This is a genomic window from Streptomyces sp. SA15, assembly GCF_002291145.1.
GTDB lineage: Bacteria > Actinomycetota > Actinomycetes > Streptomycetales > Streptomycetaceae > Streptomyces.
On sequence record NZ_NTGE01000040.1, the window covers coordinates 54,974 to 75,604 of the forward strand.

The window sequence follows — 20,631 nt, forward strand, 5'->3', positions numbered from 1 at the left end:
AATACCTCCATGGCTGGGCCGCGGCTCACACGCAGCCGTCGACGTGGATGTTCTGGCCGGTGACGTAGGTGGCGTGGTCGCTGACGAGGAACAGCACGGCCCGGGCGATGTCGTCGACGGTGCCGAGTCGGCCGAGCGCGGTGAAGGAGGCGAAGGTGGCGCGCTGCCGGTCGGCCTCCTCGGCGGGCAGTTCGTCGAGCGCCTCGGTGGCGATACGGCCGGGTGAGACGGTGTTGACCCGGATGCCCCGCGGGCCGAGTTCACGGGCCAGCGAGCGGGTCATGCCGACCAGGGCGGACTTCACGGCGGTGTAGTGGACGCCGCCGGCCATGCCGATGAAGGCGACCGTGGAGCCGATGTTGACGATCGAGGAGCCGGTGCCGAGCAGGGGCAGGGTGCGCCGGGTGACCAGGTGGGTGGCGTTCAGGTTGCCCTGGACGGTGGCGGCCCACTCGTCGGATCCCAGTTCGGCGTACGGCTGGGGCCGGAACGTACCGGCGTTGTTGACGACGGCGTCCAGCCCGCCGAGGCTCGCCTCGCACTCGGCGGCCAGCCGGTCCACGTCGCTCTCGTCGGCGGCGTCGGCCCGCAGCACCTGGTGCTTGCCCGGGGTGCCGGCGAGTTCCTCCTCGAGGGTGGCGACGGCCTCGCCGGGGGTGCGGTAGCAGGTGACGACGTCCGCGCCGGCGCGGGCCGCGGCGAGCACGATGCCCCGCCCGATGCCGCGGCTGCCGCCGGTCACCAGCAGGCGCTTGCCCTCCAGTTGCCGGCCGGCCCGGGCCGCGGTCTCCACCTTGGCCTTGATCAGCCTCATCTGGACCGCGGTGTTGCCGTTGAGCCGGGCGGTCATCCCGGCGTCGTCGATCGGGGCCTCGGGCTTCATCTCGAAGTCCTGGATCCAGCGCATCCGTACGCCGCCGGGCACCTCCTCGTACTCCCAGCGGATGTTCATGTACGCGAAGGGGCCGGTCTCGACCCGGCGGGCGACGACGGTGCGGGTGGCCGGGTCGGGGGTGCGCTCGGACACCCAGCTCCAGACCTTGCCGTTCTCGTCGGGGTGCAGGGCGAGCCGGAAGGTGACGGTGTCGCCGTCCTGGCCGAGGATCTCGGCGGAGGCGTACTCGCTGAACAGCCGCGGCCAGGAGGCCACGTCGTTGGTCATCGTCCACACCAGGTCCATCGGTGCCTCGACGACGATCGCGTTGTCGGTGTGTCCGGCCATCAGACGTGGGCCTCCGTGAGCCGGGCGTGGACGTAGGCGAGGGCCTCGCGCGGGGTCTGGGTGTGCGCCAGGTCGCCGTCGGGGATCTGGATGCCGTACTCGCGCTCGATGCGGTTGACGAGCTCCAGCAGGGCGAGGGAGTCGTATCCGAGGTCGGAGAACGCGGTGTCGGCGAACTGCTCGCCGTCCAGGTCGGTCTGTTCGTCGACTCCGGCGCTCGCGCGCAGGATCCGCCGGAGGTCGTCGAGGGTGAACTCCGCCATGGGGAGCCGCCTTTCGTACGTCGTGGTTCGTCGGGCGTGGTTCGTCGGGGGGGATCGTCGGGCGTGGTTCGTCGGGCGTGGATCGTCCGGTGTGGATCGTCCGGTGTGGGCCGGTCACTTCTTGAGGGCGTCGCGGTCCCCGGCGCCGACCAGCAGCGCGGAGGTGAACCCGCCGTGCCCGCGGGCCAGCACCAGGGCGGTGCGCGGATCGGTCTGCCGCGGACGGTCGAGAACGAGGTCGATCTCGCAGCCGGGGGCCGGCCGGCCGAGTCCCGCGGTGTGCGGTACCACGCCGGCGCTCAGGGCGAGCAGCGCGGTCGCCACGTCCAGCGCGGCACCGCCCGCGTACAGCCGTCCGGTGAGCGTCTTCGGCGCGGTCACCGGCACCCCGCCGGGCCCGAAGACCTCGGTGATCGCCCGGGCCTCGGCGAGGTCCTCGGCGGGGACGCCGGAGGCGTCGGCGAAGACCATGTCGACCGCGTCCGGGGTGAGCCCGGCGTCGGCGAGCGCGCGCCGGACGACGGACACCAGCACGGAGTGCCGCCCGGCGGTGCCGTCCGCCGTGGGGTCGAAGCCGGCCGCGTAGCCGAGGAGTTCGCCGTACGACGGGACTGAGCGGGCCCGTGCGGCCTCGGCGTTCTCCACCACGAGGATGGCGCCGCCCTCGCCCGGGACGAAGCCGGAGGCGGCCGCGTCGAAGGGCAGATAGGCGCGGGCCGGGTCGTCCTCCGTGGACAGGTGGCCGGTGGACAGCTGCGCCACCAGGCCGTACGGGCACAGGGAGGCGTCGGTGCCGCCGCTGAGGACGAGCCGGGAACCGGTGTCCAGCAGCCGGCGGGACTGGCCGAGGGCGTCCAGGCCGCCGGCCTGCTCGCCGCAGATGACCCCGCACGGGCCGCGCATGCCGTGCCGGATGGAGACCTGGCCGGTGGTGGCCGCGTAGAACCAGGCGATCGACTGGTAGGCGCCGACCCAGGAGGAGCCCTGCCGGTAGAGGTTCTCCATCTCGTGCTGGCCGAACTCGGTGCCGCCCGATGAGCTGGCCGTCACCACCGCCATCTCGTACTCCGGCAGGGTCGCCGGATCGGCGGCCGCGTCCGCGAGGGCGTCCTCGGCGGCGGCCAGGGCGAAGTGCGTGAACCGGTCGGTCTGCGGAACCAGCCGCCCCGGTACCTGTTCGCCGGCCTGGAAGCCGGGGACCTCGCCGGCGACCCGGACGGGGTAACCGGTCGGGTCGAACCGGGTGATCCGACCGAGGCCGCTCTTGCCCGCGAGCACCGACTCCCAGTGCCGGGCCGCGCCGATCCCGGTCGGGGCGACCACGCCGATCCCGGTGACCACGGACCGGCCGCGGCGGCCGGGGCGTATGCCGGAGGCGCTCATGCCGCCTCCCCTCGTCGTGCCGGAGGCCGCGTGCCGCGCGCGGCCGTGGGCCGGCCCAGCACCATCGCCGTCTGGAAGCCGCCGAAGCCGCTGCCCACGCTGAGCACCCGGTCCATGCGGTGCTCCCGGGCCGTCACCGGTACGTAGTCGAGGTCGCACTCGGGGTCGGGGGTGGACAGGTTGGCGGTCGGCGGGACGACCTGGTGGCGCAGGGCGAGGGCGCAGGCGGCGATCTCCAGTGAGCCGATGGCACCGAGGGAGTGCCCGATCATCGACTTGATGGAGCTGACGGGCACTTCGTGGGCGCGCTGCCCGAGGCTGCGCTTGAACGCGGCCGTCTCGTGCCGGTCGTTCTGCTTGGTGCCCGAGCCGTGGGCGTTGATGTAGTCGATGGCGTCGGGGCCGAGCCGGGCCCGGTCCAGGGCGACCCGGATGGCCTCCGCCATCTCCCGGCCGTCGGGCTTGAGTCCGGTCATGTGGAAGGCGTTGCTGCGCCCGGCGAAGCCGAGGATCTCGGCGTACACGGTGGCGCCGCGGCGCCGGGCGGACTCCAGCTCCTCGATCACCATGACGGCGGAGCCCTCACCCAGGACGAATCCGTCGCGCCGTCCGTCGAAGGGCCGGGAGGCGTGTTCGGGGTCCTCGTTGTTGGCGGTGGTGGCCTTGATGGCGTCGAAGCAGGCGGAGGTGATCGGCGACAGCGGGGCGTCGGTGGCGCCGGCGAGCACCACGTCGGCGGTGCCCTCCTCGATGAGCTGGACGCCGTGCCCGATGGCGTCCAGGCCCGAGGTGCAGCCGGTGGAGATCAGCGCCACCGGCCCTTCGGCGCCGGCCTGCCGGGCCACCTCGACGGCGAGGGTGCTGGGCACCATGTGGCCGTAGAGGTGGGGCACGCCGTAGCTGTGGTCGACCAGCCAGTGGCGTCCGCCGTCGGAGAGGACCGCGTACTCCTCCTCCAGGCCGGTGGTGCAGCCGACGGCGCTGCCGATGCTGACGGCGACCCGTTCGGGGTCGGCGCCGGGCAGTTCGATGCCGCTGTCGGCGACGGCCTCGCGGGCGGCGACGACGGCGAACTGGCCGGCCCGGTCCATCCGGCGGACCTCCTGCGGGGTGAGGCCGGCGGCGAGCGGGTCGAAGTCGCACTCGGCGGCGACCTGGGAGCGGAACCCGGCCGGGTCGAACAGGCTGATGCGGCGGGTGGCGGTACGGCCGGCGGTGAGCAGGTCCCAGTAGGCGTCCCGCCCGTTCCCGCCGGGAGCGACGGCGCCCACTCCGGTGATCACCGCGCGCCGGGGCCGCGGCGTCATCGGGCGCCCCCTACGTCGGGGTTGCCCGCGGCCGCGTCGAGCGGTTGCTCGGTGTCGACGTGGCCCAGTTCGGGGCGCGGGGCGAGCGGGGAGAGGTGGAAGACCGCCTCGGCCGGCACGGACCCGGTGTTCACCAGGCGGTGGCGCACCCCGATGGGCACCAGCAGCGAGTCGCCGGGGCCGAGTTCGACCGGGGCGCCGCCGTCCAGGGTCATCTCCAGCCGGCCCTGGACGATGTGCAGGAATTCCTCGGAGTACGGGTGGAGGTGCTCGGTCACGTGATGACCAGGGGCCAGCCGCAGCACTCCGCCGAAGCCCGAGGTGCAGCCCACGGTCTTGGGGCTGAGGGTGACACGGATGTCGCCGCCGCGCTTGGTGTTGGCGGCGACCTCGTCCGCGGAGACCCTGGTGGTGGCGGGGGCGCTCATCGGTCACCGCCGAGGTTCGCGGACCGCGGGGCGGTGACCTGCGGGCCCTGCTGGGGCGTCCAGGAGTAGAACGGGACGGCCATCGCGTCCTTGGGCTCGCGCCAGTCGGGGTCGTAGGGCGAGATGAACCGGCCGAGCCGGGTGTTGATCTCCTCGTAGAGCGGGTGGCTGCGCGCCTTGTACAGGTTCGGCGCGATGTCCTGGTCGGCCTCCACCAGGTGGAAGTACAGGTTGTGGAACGCGAAGAGCGTCCGCCTCGACACCCCCACCAGGTGCGGCAGTTCGGTGCTGTCCGAATCGGCGAAGACCTGCGCGACGCCCTCGGCGTCGGCGAGGTCCATCCTCGCCACGATCAGCGTGCGGTGCACGATGTCCTCCCGGCTAGTCGGTTCTGCGTTCACCCTGGTCGGCAGGGGTCGAGACACTCTCGAAGCCGCCTGGAAATCCGCTGACGGCACCGGTGCGGGGGGCGGACAGAGTGCGAGGGCCCGCCGCGCGGGGGCGCGGCGGACCATGGGGAGGGAAGGGCGCGGGCCGAGGGGAACGGGCGGGCCCAAGCTGGCTACGACGCCTATACGGCAGGCGACACCTGGTGGCCGCCGCGCGGCAGGTCACACGGGAACCCAGGACGCCGGGCCGCACGGAGTGATGCCGGCACCGGCCACCGGAGCCGGCTCAATCCGACGACCCGCCACACGAGAGTCCTCGCAATCCGCACGAGAAGGCAGGACACGAGGCCGACAGGAGCCGTGCGGGGCCCAGGCACGCCACCGCGCGATCGCCGCACCAGACACACCCCAACGGCCCACCGCACAGGAAACACGGCGGGCTGCACAGGAAGACGGGCCCCGGCGACAGGAGCGATTCGGGACGCAGGCGCACCGCGCCGCCCACCACCGCACCGGACACACCCCACGGCCCGCCGCGCAGGAGACGCGGCGGGCCGTAAGGAGAGGTGAACTCGGTCTGCGTTGTGTGCCGCCGGGCGGCCTGGTCAGTGGTGGACCCCGGCCTTCATCAGGGTGACGCGGGCGCCGGAGCGGCTGACGACGCCCGCCGTGGCCGTCCGGCCGTTCGGTACGTCGCCGGCGGGTGCGCTCCGGAGCAGGAGGATCAGGGCCTGCCGGGTGAGCCGGGGCACGGAGTACAGGGGCTCGGCGCCCGGTGTCAGGTGTTCCTTCACCAGGTGGACGTCGACGAGGTATTCGAGGAGCGTCTCGGCGTCCCCGGCGCCCGGGCGCAGCCGTGCGATCACCTCGTCGAGACTCCAGCGGGGGCGCTCGCGTTGCAGCAGCAGGTGCAGCAGTTCCTGGGAGGGGCCAGGAAGATGCCGGTGGCTGGCGGCCACCGTGGTCATCAACGACTGGGTTCCGGCGGGGAGTTCGAGCAGCATCCGATGGTTGCCGCGCAGCCGCAGCGCCAGCCGGGCCGCGGACCAGCCCGGCCGGGCGGTGAGCCGGCCGGCCACAGCCCGGACCGCCAGGGGCAGCCCCTCGCACAGGCCCATGAGCTCGTGCACGGCCGCCGGGTCCTCCTGCCGGGACCTTTCCCCGGCGACCCGGTCGTACAGCTGGAGGGACTCCTCGGCCGACAGGGCGGGGAGCACGATCTTGCGTCCGGTGGACAGGCTGTGCGCCCGGTAGCGGTTGGTGGCGATCACCGCGCAGCCGGAACCACCCGGCAGCACGGCACGGATCTGGGAGGCGGTGAGCACGTCGTCCACCACGACGAGCACCCTGCGGTCGGCGGTCCAGGTGCGGAAGAGCCGGCTGAGCTCGTCGAGCCCGCTGGGCTGTTTCTCGCGCTGGATGCCGCAGGCGCCGAGACAGGCCGACAGCACGTCGGCGAGCTGCTGGGACCCTTCGCCCACGGCGGACAGGTCGATGAAGAGCTGTCCGTCGGGGAAGCGCGGGCGCAGCCGGTGTGCGGCGCGGACGGCGAAGGCGCTCTTGCCGACGCCGGGCGGGCCGTGCACCTCCACCACCCGCATGCCGGTGCTGGCCCGGTCCGAGCCGAGGAAGGTCTCGAGCTGGTCCAGTTCCCGGCCCCGCCCGATGAAGTCACCGATGTCGGCGGGGAGCTGGGCCGGTCCGGGCACGAGCCGGCGCCCGGTGGTCGCGGACTCGGTCTTGGTCGCGGCCGGTCCCCTCAGGTGGCCGCGGTCCGCGAGCACCTCCTGGTGGAGCCGCTGGAGCTGGGCCGAGGGTTCCAGCCCGAGTTCCTCGACGAGATGGCCGCGCAGGGTGCGGAAGGTGTTGAGGGCGTCCGGCCGGCGGCCACAGCGGTGCAGGGCCCGCATGAGCTGTCCGGCGAACGCCTCGTGGGTGGGGTGGGCGCGGAAGGCCTCGGCGAGTTCGTCCAGCACGGCCTGGTGACGGCCGAGTTCGAGCTCCAAGGAGAAACGTTGCTCCTGAACACTCTTGCGACGCTCCTCAAGCTGGGTCGACCAGGCCGACAGCCGGCGTCCGGTGATGACGTCGACCAGGGCTCCGCCGTGCCACAGGGACAGGGCCTCCTTCAGCGTGCGGGCGGCCTCCTCCCCGCCGCCGGCCCGGTGCTGTGCCATGCCCTGCTCGGCGAGCTGCTCGAAGCGGTAGGCGTCCACCGACTGCTTGTCGTCCAGCCTCAGTTCGTACCCGCCCACCCTGGTCAGGAGTGCGGGGCAGCCGCGCGGCGGGCGGGAGCCGAAGGACGCGCCGTGCTGTCCGGTGGCGAGCAGCAGTCTGCGGCGCAGTTGATAAATGTAGGTTTGCAAGGTGGTCAGCGCGCTGAGCGGCGGGCGATCCTCCCACAGCTCCTCGCACAGCTGGTCCACGCTGACCAGCGAGTTGGCATTGAGCACCAGCAGGGCAAGCACCTGACGCAGTTTGGGTGCCGACGGTGTGACGTCGTCCCCGTCCCTGCGTACTCGCATGGAGCCCAGCAGACCGATCTCTATCACTGCATTCCCCCTGAGTGCGCCGCCTTTGTGGGGTGGCGGCCATCGATGGGCCTGGTTTTTCAGCAAGCCTGTCGGTATTCACCTTTCTGCGTCGCTCATTTCCCAGCGAAACATCCACCCCGTCTCTGGGCAGTAAAGATTGCCTTCCCTTTACCCAGGAAATCGGGAAAACGCTTCCATCCGAGAATGGAGCGGAATTCAACAAAACCCGCCGCAGACCGGAAGGCAGAATTCCGCTCACGAATACCGCATTGTCATTGTATACCTGGGTGCATCATATTGCTTCACACACAAGGATGACAAGATGCACATTTCTTGGCTCGTGGCAACCCGGCCCTGTCCCCAGCCCTGTCAGAGGCGCAGCTCGACCCGGTAGTCCGCCAGCCAGGTGTTCAGCTGGAGCACCATCTCCATGCTCGCCCGCTCCACCCACGCGAAGGCGCCGCTGGGCGCCGCCGCCGCACCCAACGCCACCCGGGTGGCCTCGGTGTCCAGCAGCGGGGCCACCGGGGCCGCCCGGTCCTCGGCCACCTCACCGAAGCGGTACCGCACGAACTCCCCGTACGCGGCCTCCTGGACGGTCGGGTAGGCGCTCTTGGGCCGGTTGAGCACCCGCTCCGGCAGCAGATCGGCGACGGCGGCCCGCAGCAGGCTCTTCTCCTGACCGTTCACCCGCTTCAGCTCGGCCGGCACGTTGAACACGTACTCCACCAGCGCCCGGTCGCAGAACGGCGGCCGCAGCTGCACCCCGTGCGCCATGCTCATCCGGTCGGCCCGGTCCAGATGGGTCGGGGCCCACCGGGTCAGCGCCAGATAGGTGACCTCGCGCGCCCTGCGCTCGGCGGGCCCCTCCCCAGCCAGCCGCGGGACCTCGGTGAGCGCGTCGCGGTAGTGCTGGTCGGCGTACTCCATGAAGTCCAGCTCCTTGCGGAGCGTACGGTCCACCAGCGAGCAGCCGAGGCCGCCCGCGGCGGCGTCGTGCCCCCGCTCGAAGGAGACCCACGGGAAGGTCGTGGAGTTGCTGTGCCCCGCGTCGTACGCCCAGAAGTAGCCGTTGAACACCTCGTCGGCGGTCTCCCCGGAGAGCACGGCCGTGATGCCGGCGCCGCGCAGGGCCTCGAAGAACAGCAGCAGCGAGACGTCCATGTCGCCGAGCGGGGAGGGGGTGTCCTGGCTGCGCAGCGCGGCGGCGTGCGTCCGCGGGTCGGCGAGCGCCGCCGTTTCCAGCAGGATCTCGGTGTGCTCGGTGCCGATGTGCTCCGCCGCGAGGGCCGCGTAGGGGGCGTCGGGGGTGGCGCGCATCGTCGGATGCGGCTCGAAGTTCTCCGCGTAGCCGGAGAAGTTGACCGAGAACGAGCGGAGCCGGCCGTTGCCCGACGCCAGGGTCTCGCGGGCCGCGAGCGCGGTCAGCGCGCTGGAGTCGATCCCTCCGGAGAGCATCGCGCCGACCGGCACGTCCGCGCGCAGATGGGAGGCCACCGCCTCGGACAGCAGCCTGCGCACGGTGGCGACGGTGGTCTCCAGGGTGTCGGTGTGCGGCCGCGCGGGCAGCGACCAGTACCGCCGGTGCCCGGTGCCCGGGGCGCGCACGGTCATCGCGTGTCCGGGCAGCACCTCGCGCGTCCCCCGGAACACCCCGGTGCCCGGCTTGCGGCTGTGCGCGAACAGTTCGCGGAGCCCGTCGGCGTCGACCACCGGCGCCACCGCCGGATGGGCCAGCAGGGCCTTGGGCTCGGAGCCGAAGATCACCCCGGACGGGGTCAGGAAGTAGCACAGCGGCTTCACCCCCAACCGGTCGCGGACCAGCAGCAGTTCCTGCCGCCGTACGTCCCACACGGCCAGGGCGAACAGCCCCTCCAGCCGCTCCGGGAACGCGGCACCCCACTCCAGATAGGCGTGCAGCGCCACCTCCGCGTCGCCGTGCCCGGTGAACCGGTGCCCCTTGGCGGCCAGTTCACGGCGCAGCTCCGCGTGGTTGGTGACGGCCCCGTCCAAGGTCAGTACGGCCACCGGCCGCCCGGCCTCGGACTCCACGACGGCCGGCTGCCCCCCGTGCTCCGGGTCGAGCAGCGCCAGCCGCCGGTGGGCCAGCGCGGCGTGCCCCTCGATCCACTCGCCCGAACCGTCGGGGCCGCGGTGCGCCAGCGCCACCGCCATGGCCCGTACGGTCGGGGCCTCGAAGGTCAGGTCCCGCTCGAAGTCCACCCAGCCGGCGATTCCGCTCATCGTGGTGTCCTCTCGTTCGCTGCGTGTGAAGTTCCTGAAGTGGAGCCGCCGGTGGGGGCCGAAAGGTGGACGACGTCCACCAGGGAGAGCCCGTGGCGGGCGACGGCCTCCCGGAACTCGCCGAGTCCCGGCGTCCCTTCGCCGCGTACCGCGATGCCCAGCCGGCGCGGTGCCGCCTCCCCGTACCTGCGGTACAGCTCCAGATAGCCGCGGGCGGTGCGCTCCGTGTCGGCGACCAGCGCGAAGCGCACCGGCCGCCGCTGCCCGCGCCAGGTCAGCGCGCCCTCGGCGCCGCCCGCGAAGTTGTGCCGCCAGCCGCTGCCGGTCGCGACCACCAGCGCGCCGCCGAGGGTGTGCACCCCGGCGGGCACGGTGTACGGCCGCCCGCTGCGCCGCCCCGTGAAGTGCAGCAGCGCGAGCCGCTCGGCCATCGGCCCGGGGGCAGGACGGGACAGCAGCTCCCGCATCCGGGCGTCGGCCACCGCGCGGTCCTCCCCGTCCGGCAGATCGCGTACGACGGCGGCGCTCACGACAGCACCACCCCGGCGGCCGTCAGCGCACAGCCCGCGATCGCGAAGCAGGTGCGCACCAGATGCCAGCCGCGCCAAGCCGGACGGGGGTCCCGCCAGCCGGGGCCCAGGTCTTCGGGCCGGGTCCGCTTGACCGTCCGGTTGATCGGCACGTTCCGGGTCTGCGAGACCACCGCCACCCCCGCCATGCAGACGGCGGCCGCCGCGAACAGCACCCGGGGGCCGCCCGACGCCCGGACCGCGAGCCCCACGTCGACGGCCGTGGAGCCGGTGACGATGAACGGCATGATCCGGTCGTAGCGCTTGCCGAGCAGGATGTGCGTGGACACGTACCGTTCCGGCGTCATCGCGATCAGCGCGGGCATCACGCTCACCGCGACCGCGAAGAGCACCCCCGCCACCAGGCCGGTGCCCGTCAGCACCAGCACACTCAAAGCCTCCACCACCGCTTCCGCCCTCCTTCGAGCCTTGCGCCGCACTTCGGGCCTGGAACGGCTCGAACCTGTCAGCCGCACCTCGGACGGCACTCGAATCCCCCTGGGAGCGCGGCGCTCCGCACGCGCTCCGTTCGCCCGCGGTACGAGCCCGGTTCGAGGACCCGGGTGTTGCATCGGCCCGCCGAAACCCGAACGCATTCCCACACCAACAGGAGCCGGCATGGCGGACGAGACGACCGAAGTACTCATCGTGGGCGGCAGCATGGTGGGCCTCGCCCAGGCCCTGTTCCTCGCCCGGCAGGGCATCCGGCCGCTGCTGGTGGAACGGCACGCGGAGATCTCGGCGCACCCCCGGGCCCAGGCCGCCAGCCCCCGCACCATGGAGCTGCTGCGGGCGCTCGGCCTGGAGGACGCGGTACGGGCCCGGGAGAACCCGCACGCCCAGTACGGCGACATCCTCCAGGCGGAGTCCCTCACCGGAGCCGAACTCGGGCGCTTCGACGGGCCGTTCCGCCATGACCCGAACGACGTGGGCACCACCGGCTGGACCCTGATCGGGCAGGACCGTCTCGAGCCGGTGCTGCGGGAGCGGGCCGAGGAGCTCGGCGCGGACATCCGGTTCGCCACCGAGATGACGGAGTTCACCCAGGACGCGGACGGCGTCACGGCCGTCCTGCGTGACCTGGGAGACGGCTCCGAGCAGTCCGTGCGGGCCCGTTACCTGGTCGCGGCCGACGGCTCCCGGGCACCCGTCCGCACCGCCCTCGGCATCGGCCACCATGGGCAGGGGGTGTTCGGCCGGCAGATGAACATCATCTTCCACGCCGACCTCGACCGGTACGTCGCCGGGCGCACCTTCTTCCTCTGCTTCGTCAGCAACCCGCGGGTCAAGGGCGTACTCGGCAAGCTCGGCGGCGCGGACTCCGACCGCTGGGTCCTCGCCCCCAGTCTGCCGCCGGGGGCCGACCACCGGGCGTACGGGACCGAGGACTGCGTGGAGCTGGTGCGGGCCGCCGTGGGGGTGCCCGACCTGCCGGTCGAGGTGGAGTCCGCGACCAGTTGGGAGATCGCCGCGTGGGTGGCGGACCGGTTCCGCTCCGGCCGGGTACTGCTGGCCGGCGACTGCGCGCACGTCATGCCGCCCACCGGAGGGTTCGGCGGCAACATGGGCATCCAGGACGCGCACAACCTGGCGTGGAAGCTGGCGCTGGTGCTGCGCGGCTCGGCGGGGCCCGACCTGCTGGACAGCTACGAGCAGGAGCGGGCGCCGGTCGCCGAGTTCACCGTCGACCAGGGCGTCATCCGCTACCTCCAGCGCAGCGGCCTCGACGAGGCGGCCGCCGCGCGGCACCGGCCCGAGACCACGGTGCTGTTCGGCCACGTCTACCGCTCGGACGCCGTCCTGCGCGAGACCGGCGACGACGACGGCGCCGTGGTCGAGGACCCGACGGCCCCCAGCGGCCGACCCGGCACCCGTGCCCCGCACCTGCCCCTGGTCCGACAGGGCAAGGAGGTGCCGCTGCACGATCTCCTCGACGGCGGCTTCTGGCTGCTGACCGGCCCCGGCGGCGGCTCCTGGCAGACGGCCGCCGAGTCGCGGGGCGTCGCCTTCCACCGCGTCGGCACGGAGGAATCCCCGGAGGTCGTCGAGCGCTTCCTCACCCGTTACGGCATCGAGGACACCGGCGCCGTCCTGCTCCGCCCGGACGGCTTCATCGCGTGGCGCGGCACCGGCCCGACGGCCGACCCCGCCAAGTCACTGACGGCGGTACTCGACACGGTGCTGCGCCGCACCGCGGTCTAGGACCTGGCCCCGCACACGACACGGCCGCGGTGCTCCCCTGCGGGAGCACCGCGGCCGTCCGGGTCCCGCACGGCCGGGCGTTGGCAGCTGTCCGGCGGCTCACAGCACGACAGCGGGGTCCTGCGCGCCGCTGCGAGAGGGCGCGCAGGACCCCGCTCACCTGTACCGATGAGGTGCCGCCGAGGTCCTACGGCTCACTGCGCCGGACAGGCCTACGCACGGTCCAGGATCGTCCGCAGGGCGGCGATCGCGGCGCCGTCGACGGGGCCCGAGCGGCCCGCCGTGGTGCGCCAGGCGACGAAGCCGTCGGGGCGGACCAGGACCGCGCCGCCGGCCAGCAGGCCGTAGCGGCGGCGGAAGGAGCCTTCCGCGTCCCACAGCCGGGTGCCGCGGCCGATCCGGACCACCTTCAGGGCGGCGCCCAGCCGCGTGGCCTCCTGTTCCACCGCCCCGGTCCAGCGGCCCGCCATCTCGTCGACGAGCAGGGTGAACCCGTCACCGTACAGGTCGATGACGGACACGGGGCCCTCGAGGCCGTCGAGTTCGAGGTGCGGTGCCCGCGCTCCGGGCCGGGCGCCGGGGTGCTCGGGGTCCTCGACGATCGCGTCGGGGGCGCCCTCCTCCGCGGCGAAGGCGCCGGAGCGGTAGCAGTAACCGAAGGTCATGGTCGTCTCGTCCAGCAGCTCGGCGGCGACCTCCTGGTACTGCTTGCCCTCACGCACCGCGAACCGCAGCATCGCCTGGCGGACGGTCTCCTCGGCCACCGGGCGCCGCTCGGCGTCGTAGCTCTCCAGCAGCCCGGGACCGGCCGTGCCGGACAGCACCAGGGCCAGCTTCCAGGCCAGGTTGTACGCGTCCTGGATACCGGTGCTGGCACCGAACGCCCCAGTGGGCGGCATCACATGGGCGGCGTCACCGGCGACGAACACCCGACGGGTGGCGAAGGTGTCCGCCACGCGCGCGGAGATGTCCCACGCGGGCATGTCCACCGACTCGATCTTCAGCGGCAGGTCGGGAACCCCGACCGCGGCCCGCACCAGGGCGGTGCAGCGCTCCTCGGTGAAGTCCTCGGCGCGCTGGCCCTGTTCGGGGGAGAAAGAGACGTTGATGACCCAGCGGCGGTCGTTGTCGATGGGGATGATCGTGCCGCGCACCTCGGGGTTGTTGACGTACGCCGCGATGATCCGGCGCCCGCGCAGCACCTCGGTCAGGTCGGCCTCGAAGAAGAAGCTGACGAGGTTGGTGATGGTGCCCCGGCCGTGCGCCCCGATGCCCAGCATCTCGCGCAGCGGGCTGCGGCTGCCGTCCGCCGCGATCACGTACTGGGCGCGGATCTCAGAACTCCCGCCGCCGGACAGGTCGGTGGTGCGGACCAGCACCCCCTCCGCCGTCTCCTCCAGAGCGTCGACCCGGGTCGAGAAGCGGACGTCGGCGCCGGCCTCCACCGCCCGCTCCCGCAGGATCGGTTCCAGTTGGTTCTGGTCGATCAGCGTCCACTGAGTGGGGCTGATCCGGCCGATGTCCTCGGGGGAGGCGTTGGGCATCCGCACGCGTTCCTTGCCCGCGAGGCTCTCCACGTGCACCAGATCGGTGTTGCCGGAGATGGGGGAACGCCCGGCCCGTACCCGCTCCTCCATGCCGACCGCGCGGTACAGCTCCATCGTGCGCGGGTTGATGGCGCGGGCCTTGGGGTGGGTGGAGGTGTCCGGGTGGCGTTCCACCAGGGTGGCGCGGACACCGTGGTGGGCGAGGAAGACGGCCGCGGACAGTCCGGTCAGCCCGCCCCCGACGATGAGGACGGGGGTCTGGTCCTGCTTCATGCTGCCTCCTTGTGGGCGGTGACCAGGGTGTGCGTGCCGAGCAGGGGTTCCGCGATGCCGTCGGTGAAGCCCGCCTCGCGCAGCCAGGCCCGGCAGTCCGCCACCCGGTACTCGGAGCCGTCGGGGCTGACCAGGCGCATGTGCAGGCTGCTGAGCAGCCGCTCCGGGTCGCTGCGGTCGTCGTCGATCATGCGGTCGTAGACGAGGACCGTGCCGCCGGGCCGCACCGCCTCGAAGACCCGGCCGAGCAGCTCGCGCCGCCGCCCGGTGTGGAAGCCGTGCAGGATGTGGCCGAGGACGACGACATCGGCCGACGGGATCGGGTCGGTGAAGAAGTCACCGCCGGCGAAGGCGACCCGGTCGTCCAGGCCGAGGCCGCCGATGTGCTCGGTGAACAGCGGCCGCGTCCGCTCCAGGTCGAAGCAGGTGGCTTCCAGATGCGGATGCGCCTGAACGAGCACGGCCGCGAGATTGCCGCGCGCACCGCCGAGGTCGACGAACGAGGAGTGCCGGCCCCAGTCGACGCACCGGGCGAGCTCCGTGCCCATCCGGTCGCTGTACGCGTCGAGCCCGGCGAGGAACCGCTTCATCTTGGCGGGGTCCTTGTGCCGGTCGCCGACGAACCCGCCCTTGTCCGGGTCGAGGTGCTGGGGCTCGCCGGAGCGCAGCGCCTCGGTGAGCCGGCCCCAGGTCCCGTACAGCGTCTCGTTGGTGAGTTCGACGAAGCCGCCGAGGTACGAGGAGGAGTCCGGCACCAGATACGTCTGCGCCAGCGGGGAGTTGCGGTAGCGGCCCTCCGTGCGCTCCAGCAGTCCGAGACCGACCAGGGCGTCCAGGAAGTCCGGGGCCATCCGGTGGTGCATGCCGGTGCGCCGGGCCAGCTCGGCCGAGTCGGCGGGGCGGTCGTCGGCGAGCGCACCGAACACTCCGACGGTCACGGCGCTGTGCAGCACCTTGGCGGCGCAGTCGGCGATGGTCAGCTTGATCAGCGGTCCGGGATCGACCGCCGGGGCCGTCTGCGGGTCTTCGGTCGTTGTCACACGAGCCTCCTGGTCTGCCTCTGCCTGTTCTTCGGCCTGCGTCCTGCGTCGTACGGCTGTGCAGTGCCGACGATGTCCGCGAGCCGTCGATTCGGGCTCGAAGGGCGCTGAAGGGCGGCGGAGGCGCGGAGGTGGCGGTCCGGGAGGCGGAGACGGACGTACGAAAGCCGCCCTCCCCGTGCGGGGAAGGGCGGCTCGCGGACGAGAAGGGGCGTGGTCAGCTCTCCTCGGCGGCGGCTTCGTGCCCCTGGTTGTCCTCGCCGCGCAGCGGAAGGTTCTTCATCGTCAGGGCGGCCAGCAGCCCCAGGACGAGGACCGGTACGGCGGTGAGGAACACGGGGGTGAGCGCGGCGGCGTACGACTGCTCCACGGCGTTGCGCACGGGCTCGGTGAGCCGGTCCAGCGTCTCGGTCGAGGACAGCGCGTCGGGGTCGATGCCGCGCAGCGCGTTCGCGGGCGTCCGGTCGGCGATCTCCTCGGTGAGCCGGTTGTAGAAGATCGAGGCGAACAGCGAGATGCCCACGGTGGTGCCGAGCTGCCGGGCGAAGGCAACGGTGGCGTGGACGGCGCCGATGTCGTCGCGGGGCGCGGTGTTCTGCGCCGCCATCGTGAGGACCTGCATGTTCAGGCCCGCCGCGATGCCGAAGACCAGCATGTAGGCGATGACCACCGCCCGGGACGTCCCGGTGTCCATGGTGGCCAGCAGCAGCGCCCCGCCGATGCCGATGACCATGCTGAGCACGGGGTACCACTTGTAGCGGCCGGTCCGGGTGATCGCTGCGCCGCTGACGACGGAGGCGGCGACCAGTCCGAACATCATGGGCAGCAGCACCACACCGGACATGGTCGGGCTGGCGCCGGTCACCACCTGGATGTAGATCGCCAGGAAGTTGACCGAGCCGAGGAAGACGATGCCCGCCGCGATGCTCACCAGCACGCTGACGCTGAAGGTGGAGTCGCGGAAGAGGTGAAGCGGGATGACGGGTTCGGTGGTCCGGCGCTCGGCGCCGACGAACAGCACGGCGAGCAGCACCGCTCCCGCGCCGAGACCGAGGATCCGCCAGTCCAGCCAGTCGTACTTCACTCCGCCCCAGCTGGCGGCCAGGGTGAGCGCGACGATCGCGGCGCTGAGGAGGGCGAAGCCGGTGTAGTCGACGCGCGCGGGCCGGTCGGTCCGGGGCAGGTGCAGACAGGTGGAGACCAGCACCAGGATCACGACGCCCACGGGCAGGTTGATCAGGAAGACCCAGTGCCAGCTCAGCAGGTCGGTGAGCGCACCGCCGACGGCGGGACCGGAGAGCGCGGCGAGGGCGAAGACGATGCCGAAGAGGTTGAAGTACTTGGCGGCTTCGCGCGGGTTGAACAGCTCCCCGATGATGGCGAGTACGGAGACGAAGAGGCCGCCGGCGCCGATGCCCTGCAGGGTGCGGAACAGGATGAGCTGTTCCATGGACTGGGCCGCGCCGCTCAGCGCGGAGCCGACGAGGAACACCGCGACGGCGATCAGGAAGATCTTCTTCCGGCCGAACAGGTCGCCGAGTTTGCCGTAGACGGGCGTGGTGACGCTGGCGGCGATGATGTACGAGGTCGTCACCCAGGCGAACACGTCGAGACCGCCGAGGTCCCCGACGATGCGGGGCAGTGCGGTGGCCACGACCTGCGAGTCCAGCATGGCCAGGAAGACGGCCAGCAGGCAGGCGGTGATGACGGGTCGGATCCGGGTCTGGGCTGCGGGAGCGGCGGCGGTGAGCGGGCCGCCTGCCCCCGTGGTCCGGGAGGGCACGGGAATTCGCCTTTCGGGCTGGAGTGGGTGCCATCCCCGTCCCGCCGGCCACGGTGCGGCCGGCGTCGTCTGCGGTGTGGGGTCCGTCAGGGGATTGCTGTGGAGTACGCCGTACGGCACGAGTGCCTCTCGTGCCGTACGGCGGGTGGCCGGTCACGAGCGGGGGATGATCGTGACCGCCCACGTCGGTCAGGCTCTCAGGAGGCGGCCGGTCGCGGGTCCCGTGTCAGGGGACGAGCACGACCTTGCCGAGCTGGGCTCGTGCCTCCATCAGTTCGTGCGCCTTGACGGCGTCCTCGAGCCGGAGCCGCTCGTGCACGATCGGGCGCACCTTGCCGGCGGCGATCATGTCGAGCAGGTCGCGCTGACCGGCCGCGATGGCCTCGGGCCGGTTGTAGAGCATGGCGTACAGGGCGAATCCGGCCACCGTCTTCATCCGGCTGAGCATCAGCGGGTGGATGGGCTGGATGTCGCCGCTGGCCGAGCCGTAGAAGACCAGGCGGCCGAACTGGGCGGTGAGGGCGACGCTCTTGGTGAGGATGTCCCCGCCGACGGTCTCCAGGACGACGTCGACGCCGCGGCCGTCGGTCGCGGCCTTGACCTGCTCGTCCCAGTCGTCGTCGGTGTAGTTGACGGTGACGTCCGCACCGAGCTCGCGGACGAAGTCCAGCTTGGCCTGCGTGCTGGCGGTGGCGATCACCTTGCCGGCGCCCATCGCCTTGGCGATCTGCACGGCGAGGTGGCCGACTCCTCCGGAGGCGGCGTCGATCAGGATCGACTCGCCGGGCCGGAGCTGGCCGGACTCCTTGATGGCGTGGTACGCGGTCTGGGCCGGGCTGGGCAGCAGGGTCGCCTCGGCGGCGTCCATGGTGTCCGGGATGGCGATGGCCCAGGCGGCGTCGGCGGTCACGTAGTCGGCGTAGGCACTGTGGTCGACGTCGACGACGACGCGGTCGCCGACGCGGAGGTTGGTGACGCCCTCGCCGAGTTCCTCGACGATGCCGGCGACGTCGCCGCCGGGGGCGCCGGGCAGATGGGCGTGGCCGCCGATCGGGATGCCCTGGCGGCGCTGGACCTCGGCGAACGTGACGCCGACGGCCTCGGAGCGGATCAGCACTTCGCCCGGTCCGGGCTGCGGCTTCTCCGCCTCTTCGACACGCAGCACCGAGGGGGCCCCGTGCTCGTAGTGGCGGACGATTCGCATGGTGTTCTCCCAACTAGGAGGTGTGTTCGAGCCGCGGTGATCGATGCGGCTCCGCCCAGGGATCCGGGTTACGGGTTGCGCAGGACATGCTGTCGACGACAATTACATGCTCTAATGCATGTGTTTGTCAACCTGCATATCGATGAAGTGGTGCAGGTTGCCAGATCAGGGCACGAGCACCACGCGGCCGAGCTGGGAGCGGGACTCCATCAGCTCGTGCGCGGCGGCGGCGTCCTTCAGCGGCACCTCGGCGTGCACGACGGGACGGACCTTGCCGGAGGTCACCATGTCCAGCAGCTCCCGCACGCCCCGCGCCATGGCGTCCGGCCGGTTGCCCATCACGCCCCACATGCTGAAGCCCATGACGATGCGGTTGTCGAAGATGTCCGCGACCTCGATGGCCGGCAGCTCGCCGCCCGCCGCGCCGTACACCACCGTCCGCCCGAACTGGGCGGTGAGGTTCACGGACTTGGTGAGGACGTCTCCGCCCACGGTCTCGAGAGCCACGTCCACGCCCCGGCCGTCGGTCGCGGCCCGGACCTTCTCCTCCCAGCCGTCCACGCCGTAGTCGACGGTGACGTCCGCGCCGAGCGAGGCGGCGAAGGCCAGCTTCGCCTCGCCGCGGGCCGCCGCGATGATCTGGCCGGCGCCGAGCGCCTTGGCCATCTGGACCAGCAGATGGCCGATGCCGCCCGCCGCGGCGGTGATCAGCACGGACTCGCCGGGCTGGAGCTTCGCCGCCGTGGCGATCACGTGGTAGGCGGTCTGGCCGGGGATGGGCAGCGAGGTGGCCTGACCGGCGTCGATGCCCTCGGGGACGGCGAACAGCCAGCCGGCGTTCGTGACGACGTACTCGGCGTACCCGTCGGCGGCGACACCGGTGACCACCCGGTCACCGACGCTCACCTGGTCGACGCCTTCGCCGACCTGCTCCACGGTGCCCGCGACGTCGCCGCCGGGCGAGCCGGGGAGGGTGACGGGGCCGGCGACCGGGATGCCCTGCCGGCGCTGGCACTCGGCGAAGTTGACGCCGACGGCCTCGGTGCGGATCAGCACCTCGCCGGGACCGGGGACCGGCTTCTCCGTCTCTTCTACCTGCAGCACCGAAGGGGCGCCGAACTCGTGGTGACGGACGATACGCATGGTTGTGCTCCTCAATGTGTCACTTATGAAGTGGTGCGTGTGCGGTGAGTACGGCGACTCGCGGTCAGGCCGTTTCGAACTCGGCGAGCGAGCGCACCGGGCCGAGGGCGACCACCCGGCGCAGCGAGAGACTGGCGTTGGCCGCCAGCTCGCGCAGCTGCTCGGTGGTGCGCATCCGCCCGCCCAGATAGACGAGCATCCGCAGGTCCAGATCGGTCTGGTCGGTCTGCAGGTCGAGCAGGCCTTCGAGGACCATGACCCGGCCGCCCGGGGAGACGGCCTCGGCGCAGCGCCGCAGGATGTCCTCCGCCCGCTCGTCGGGCCAGTTCAGCAGGACGTTGGCCAGCAGGTAGACATCGCCGCCGGCGGGCAGCGGATCGAAGAAGCTGCCGACGACGGCGCGGCAGCGCTCCTGGAGTCCGGCGGCCGCGAAGTCCCGCTCGGCGGCCGCCGCGGGCGCTTCCAGGTCGAGGAGCGTCCCCGTCGCCCCCGGGATGTGGCCGACCACGGCCGAGAGCAGGTCGCCGCTGCCGCCGCCCACGTCGACCACATGCCGTACGGACTGCCAGTCGCCCTGCGCCAGCAGCTCGGGGACGACCCACCGCATGCTCGCCGCCATCCGCCGGGCGAACGCCTGGGCGAGCGCGCCGTCCGACTCGACGTCCTCCCAGAACTCCTTGCCGTACAGCCCGGAGTAGACGGGAGTGCCGGAGCGCACCGCGTCGAGCAGACGGAACACGGCGACCTCGCCCCGGCCGGTCGGACCATCCAGCCGGAGCCAGTCACGGCCCGAGCCGGGGACGTCGTCGCGCAGCAGGGCACCGAGCTCCGTCGGTTCGTAACCGCCCTCGGGGAGCGGGCGGTAGATCCCGGCGTTCACCAGGTGGCCGAGGAGACGGTCCAGCGCGACGGGGTCCACGTCCGCCTCATGGGCCAATGTGTCGATGGTGGCCGCTCCGGCCGCCATGTGGTCCGAGAGTCCGAGCGTGGCGGCCACTCTGATCGCCATCGGGGTGATCAGATCGCTCTTCTTCAGTAATTCCTGTGACCAGGGGGGACTGCTCACTTCGTCCTCTCACTGCGGTAGATGGGGCTGTGGG

General features: G+C 72.3%; 17 protein-coding genes and 1 pseudogene. 1 reads left to right on the top strand and 17 read right to left on the bottom strand.

The window, feature by feature from the left end:
- Positions 1-25: 25 nt before the first annotated feature.
- From CLM62_RS06590 to CLM62_RS06635, 11 genes and pseudogenes are all read right to left on the bottom strand, one after another.
- The gene (locus CLM62_RS06590) at positions 26-793 is read right to left on the bottom strand and encodes an SDR family oxidoreductase (protein WP_257003704.1); all 768 of its coding nucleotides are present in this window, start codon (positions 791-793) and stop codon (positions 26-28) included.
- A pseudogene (locus CLM62_RS51135) lies at positions 773-1,222 on the bottom strand (SRPBCC family protein); the annotation flags it as partial. The pseudogene CLM62_RS51135 and the gene CLM62_RS06590, both read right to left, overlap by 21 nt.
- On the bottom strand, positions 1,222-1,485 hold the full coding sequence (locus CLM62_RS06595) for an acyl carrier protein (RefSeq protein WP_095748903.1): 264 nt from the start codon (positions 1,483-1,485) through the stop codon (positions 1,222-1,224). The pseudogene CLM62_RS51135 and the gene CLM62_RS06595, both read right to left, overlap by 1 nt.
- 114 nt (positions 1,486-1,599) lie before the next feature.
- Complete coding sequence (locus tag CLM62_RS06600) at positions 1,600-2,868, bottom strand: ketosynthase chain-length factor (protein WP_095748904.1); 1,269 nt, start codon at positions 2,866-2,868, stop codon at positions 1,600-1,602.
- Entirely contained in the window at positions 2,865-4,175 is a 1,311-nt protein-coding gene (locus CLM62_RS06605) for a beta-ketoacyl synthase (protein WP_095748905.1), read from the bottom strand. Before CLM62_RS06605 ends, CLM62_RS06600 begins: the two co-directional genes overlap by 4 nt.
- Entirely contained in the window at positions 4,172-4,603 is a 432-nt protein-coding gene (locus CLM62_RS06610; RefSeq protein ID WP_095748906.1) for a cupin domain-containing protein, read from the bottom strand. The genes CLM62_RS06605 and CLM62_RS06610 overlap by 4 nt, the downstream gene beginning before the upstream one ends.
- Positions 4,600-4,971, bottom strand: coding sequence for a TcmI family type II polyketide cyclase (locus CLM62_RS06615; protein ID WP_095748907.1), 372 nt, complete (start codon positions 4,969-4,971; stop codon positions 4,600-4,602). Before CLM62_RS06615 ends, CLM62_RS06610 begins: the two co-directional genes overlap by 4 nt.
- 626 nt (positions 4,972-5,597) lie before the next feature.
- Entirely contained in the window at positions 5,598-7,517 is a 1,920-nt protein-coding gene (locus CLM62_RS06620) for a BTAD domain-containing putative transcriptional regulator (protein ID WP_143658956.1), read from the bottom strand.
- A 378-nt stretch (positions 7,518-7,895) separates the two neighbouring features.
- The gene (gene asnB / locus CLM62_RS06625) at positions 7,896-9,770 is read right to left on the bottom strand and encodes an asparagine synthase (glutamine-hydrolyzing) (RefSeq protein ID WP_095748909.1); all 1,875 of its coding nucleotides are present in this window, start codon (positions 9,768-9,770) and stop codon (positions 7,896-7,898) included.
- Positions 9,767-10,300: a hypothetical protein gene (locus CLM62_RS06630; protein ID WP_095748910.1), complete on the bottom strand. Its 534-nt coding sequence runs from the start codon at positions 10,298-10,300 to the stop codon at positions 9,767-9,769. The genes asnB and CLM62_RS06630 overlap by 4 nt, the downstream gene beginning before the upstream one ends.
- Complete coding sequence (locus CLM62_RS06635) at positions 10,297-10,746, bottom strand: DUF1772 domain-containing protein (RefSeq protein WP_095748911.1); 450 nt, start codon at positions 10,744-10,746, stop codon at positions 10,297-10,299. The genes CLM62_RS06630 and CLM62_RS06635 overlap by 4 nt, the downstream gene beginning before the upstream one ends.
- Before the next feature lie 211 nt (positions 10,747-10,957).
- On the opposite strand from CLM62_RS06635, the gene CLM62_RS06640 reads away from it, so the two are divergent.
- A complete protein-coding gene (locus CLM62_RS06640) occupies positions 10,958-12,541 on the top strand; it encodes an FAD-dependent monooxygenase (protein ID WP_095748912.1) in 1,584 nt (527 codons plus the stop codon).
- Between the two features lie 212 nt (positions 12,542-12,753).
- Here CLM62_RS06640 and CLM62_RS06645 read toward each other — a convergent pair whose 3' ends face one another.
- From CLM62_RS06645 to CLM62_RS06670, 6 genes are all read right to left on the bottom strand, one after another.
- The gene (locus CLM62_RS06645) at positions 12,754-14,361 is read right to left on the bottom strand and encodes an FAD-dependent oxidoreductase (protein ID WP_095748913.1); all 1,608 of its coding nucleotides are present in this window, start codon (positions 14,359-14,361) and stop codon (positions 12,754-12,756) included.
- Positions 14,358-15,401, bottom strand: coding sequence for a methyltransferase (locus CLM62_RS06650; protein WP_095748914.1), 1,044 nt, complete (start codon positions 15,399-15,401; stop codon positions 14,358-14,360). The genes CLM62_RS06645 and CLM62_RS06650 overlap by 4 nt, the downstream gene beginning before the upstream one ends.
- A 217-nt stretch (positions 15,402-15,618) precedes the next feature.
- The gene (locus tag CLM62_RS06655; protein WP_095748915.1) at positions 15,619-17,184 is read right to left on the bottom strand and encodes an MDR family MFS transporter; all 1,566 of its coding nucleotides are present in this window, start codon (positions 17,182-17,184) and stop codon (positions 15,619-15,621) included.
- 226 nt (positions 17,185-17,410) lie between these two features.
- Entirely contained in the window at positions 17,411-18,388 is a 978-nt protein-coding gene (locus CLM62_RS06660; RefSeq protein ID WP_095748916.1) for a zinc-binding dehydrogenase, read from the bottom strand.
- 165 nt (positions 18,389-18,553) lie between these two features.
- Positions 18,554-19,531: a zinc-binding dehydrogenase gene (locus tag CLM62_RS06665; protein ID WP_095748917.1), complete on the bottom strand. Its 978-nt coding sequence runs from the start codon at positions 19,529-19,531 to the stop codon at positions 18,554-18,556.
- Between the two features lie 64 nt (positions 19,532-19,595).
- Complete coding sequence (locus CLM62_RS06670; protein WP_143658958.1) at positions 19,596-20,597, bottom strand: methyltransferase; 1,002 nt, start codon at positions 20,595-20,597, stop codon at positions 19,596-19,598.
- Positions 20,598-20,631: the final 34 nt, after the last annotated feature.

Bases quoted from the DNA above. Each gene is read 5' to 3' on its own strand.
- CLM62_RS06645 (WP_095748913.1), bottom strand. From the start codon at position 14,361: ATGAAGCAGGACCAGACCCCCGTCCTCATCGTCGGGGGCGGGCTGACC.
- CLM62_RS06595 (WP_095748903.1), bottom strand. From the start codon at position 1,485: ATGGCGGAGTTCACCCTCGACGACCTCCGGCGGATCCTGCGCGCGAGC.
- CLM62_RS06600 (WP_095748904.1), bottom strand. From the start codon at position 2,868: ATGAGCGCCTCCGGCATACGCCCCGGCCGCCGCGGCCGGTCCGTGGTC.
- CLM62_RS06620 (WP_143658956.1), bottom strand. From the start codon at position 7,517: ATGCGAGTACGCAGGGACGGGGACGACGTCACACCGTCGGCACCCAAA.
- CLM62_RS06610 (WP_095748906.1), bottom strand. From the start codon at position 4,603: ATGAGCGCCCCCGCCACCACCAGGGTCTCCGCGGACGAGGTCGCCGCC.
- CLM62_RS06665 (WP_095748917.1), bottom strand. From the start codon at position 19,531: ATGCGTATCGTCCGTCACCACGAGTTCGGCGCCCCTTCGGTGCTGCAG.
- CLM62_RS06660 (WP_095748916.1), bottom strand. From the start codon at position 18,388: ATGCGAATCGTCCGCCACTACGAGCACGGGGCCCCCTCGGTGCTGCGT.
- CLM62_RS06640 (WP_095748912.1), top strand. From the start codon at position 10,958: ATGGCGGACGAGACGACCGAAGTACTCATCGTGGGCGGCAGCATGGTG.
- asnB (WP_095748909.1), bottom strand. From the start codon at position 9,770: ATGAGCGGAATCGCCGGCTGGGTGGACTTCGAGCGGGACCTGACCTTC.
- CLM62_RS06605 (WP_095748905.1), bottom strand. From the start codon at position 4,175: ATGACGCCGCGGCCCCGGCGCGCGGTGATCACCGGAGTGGGCGCCGTC.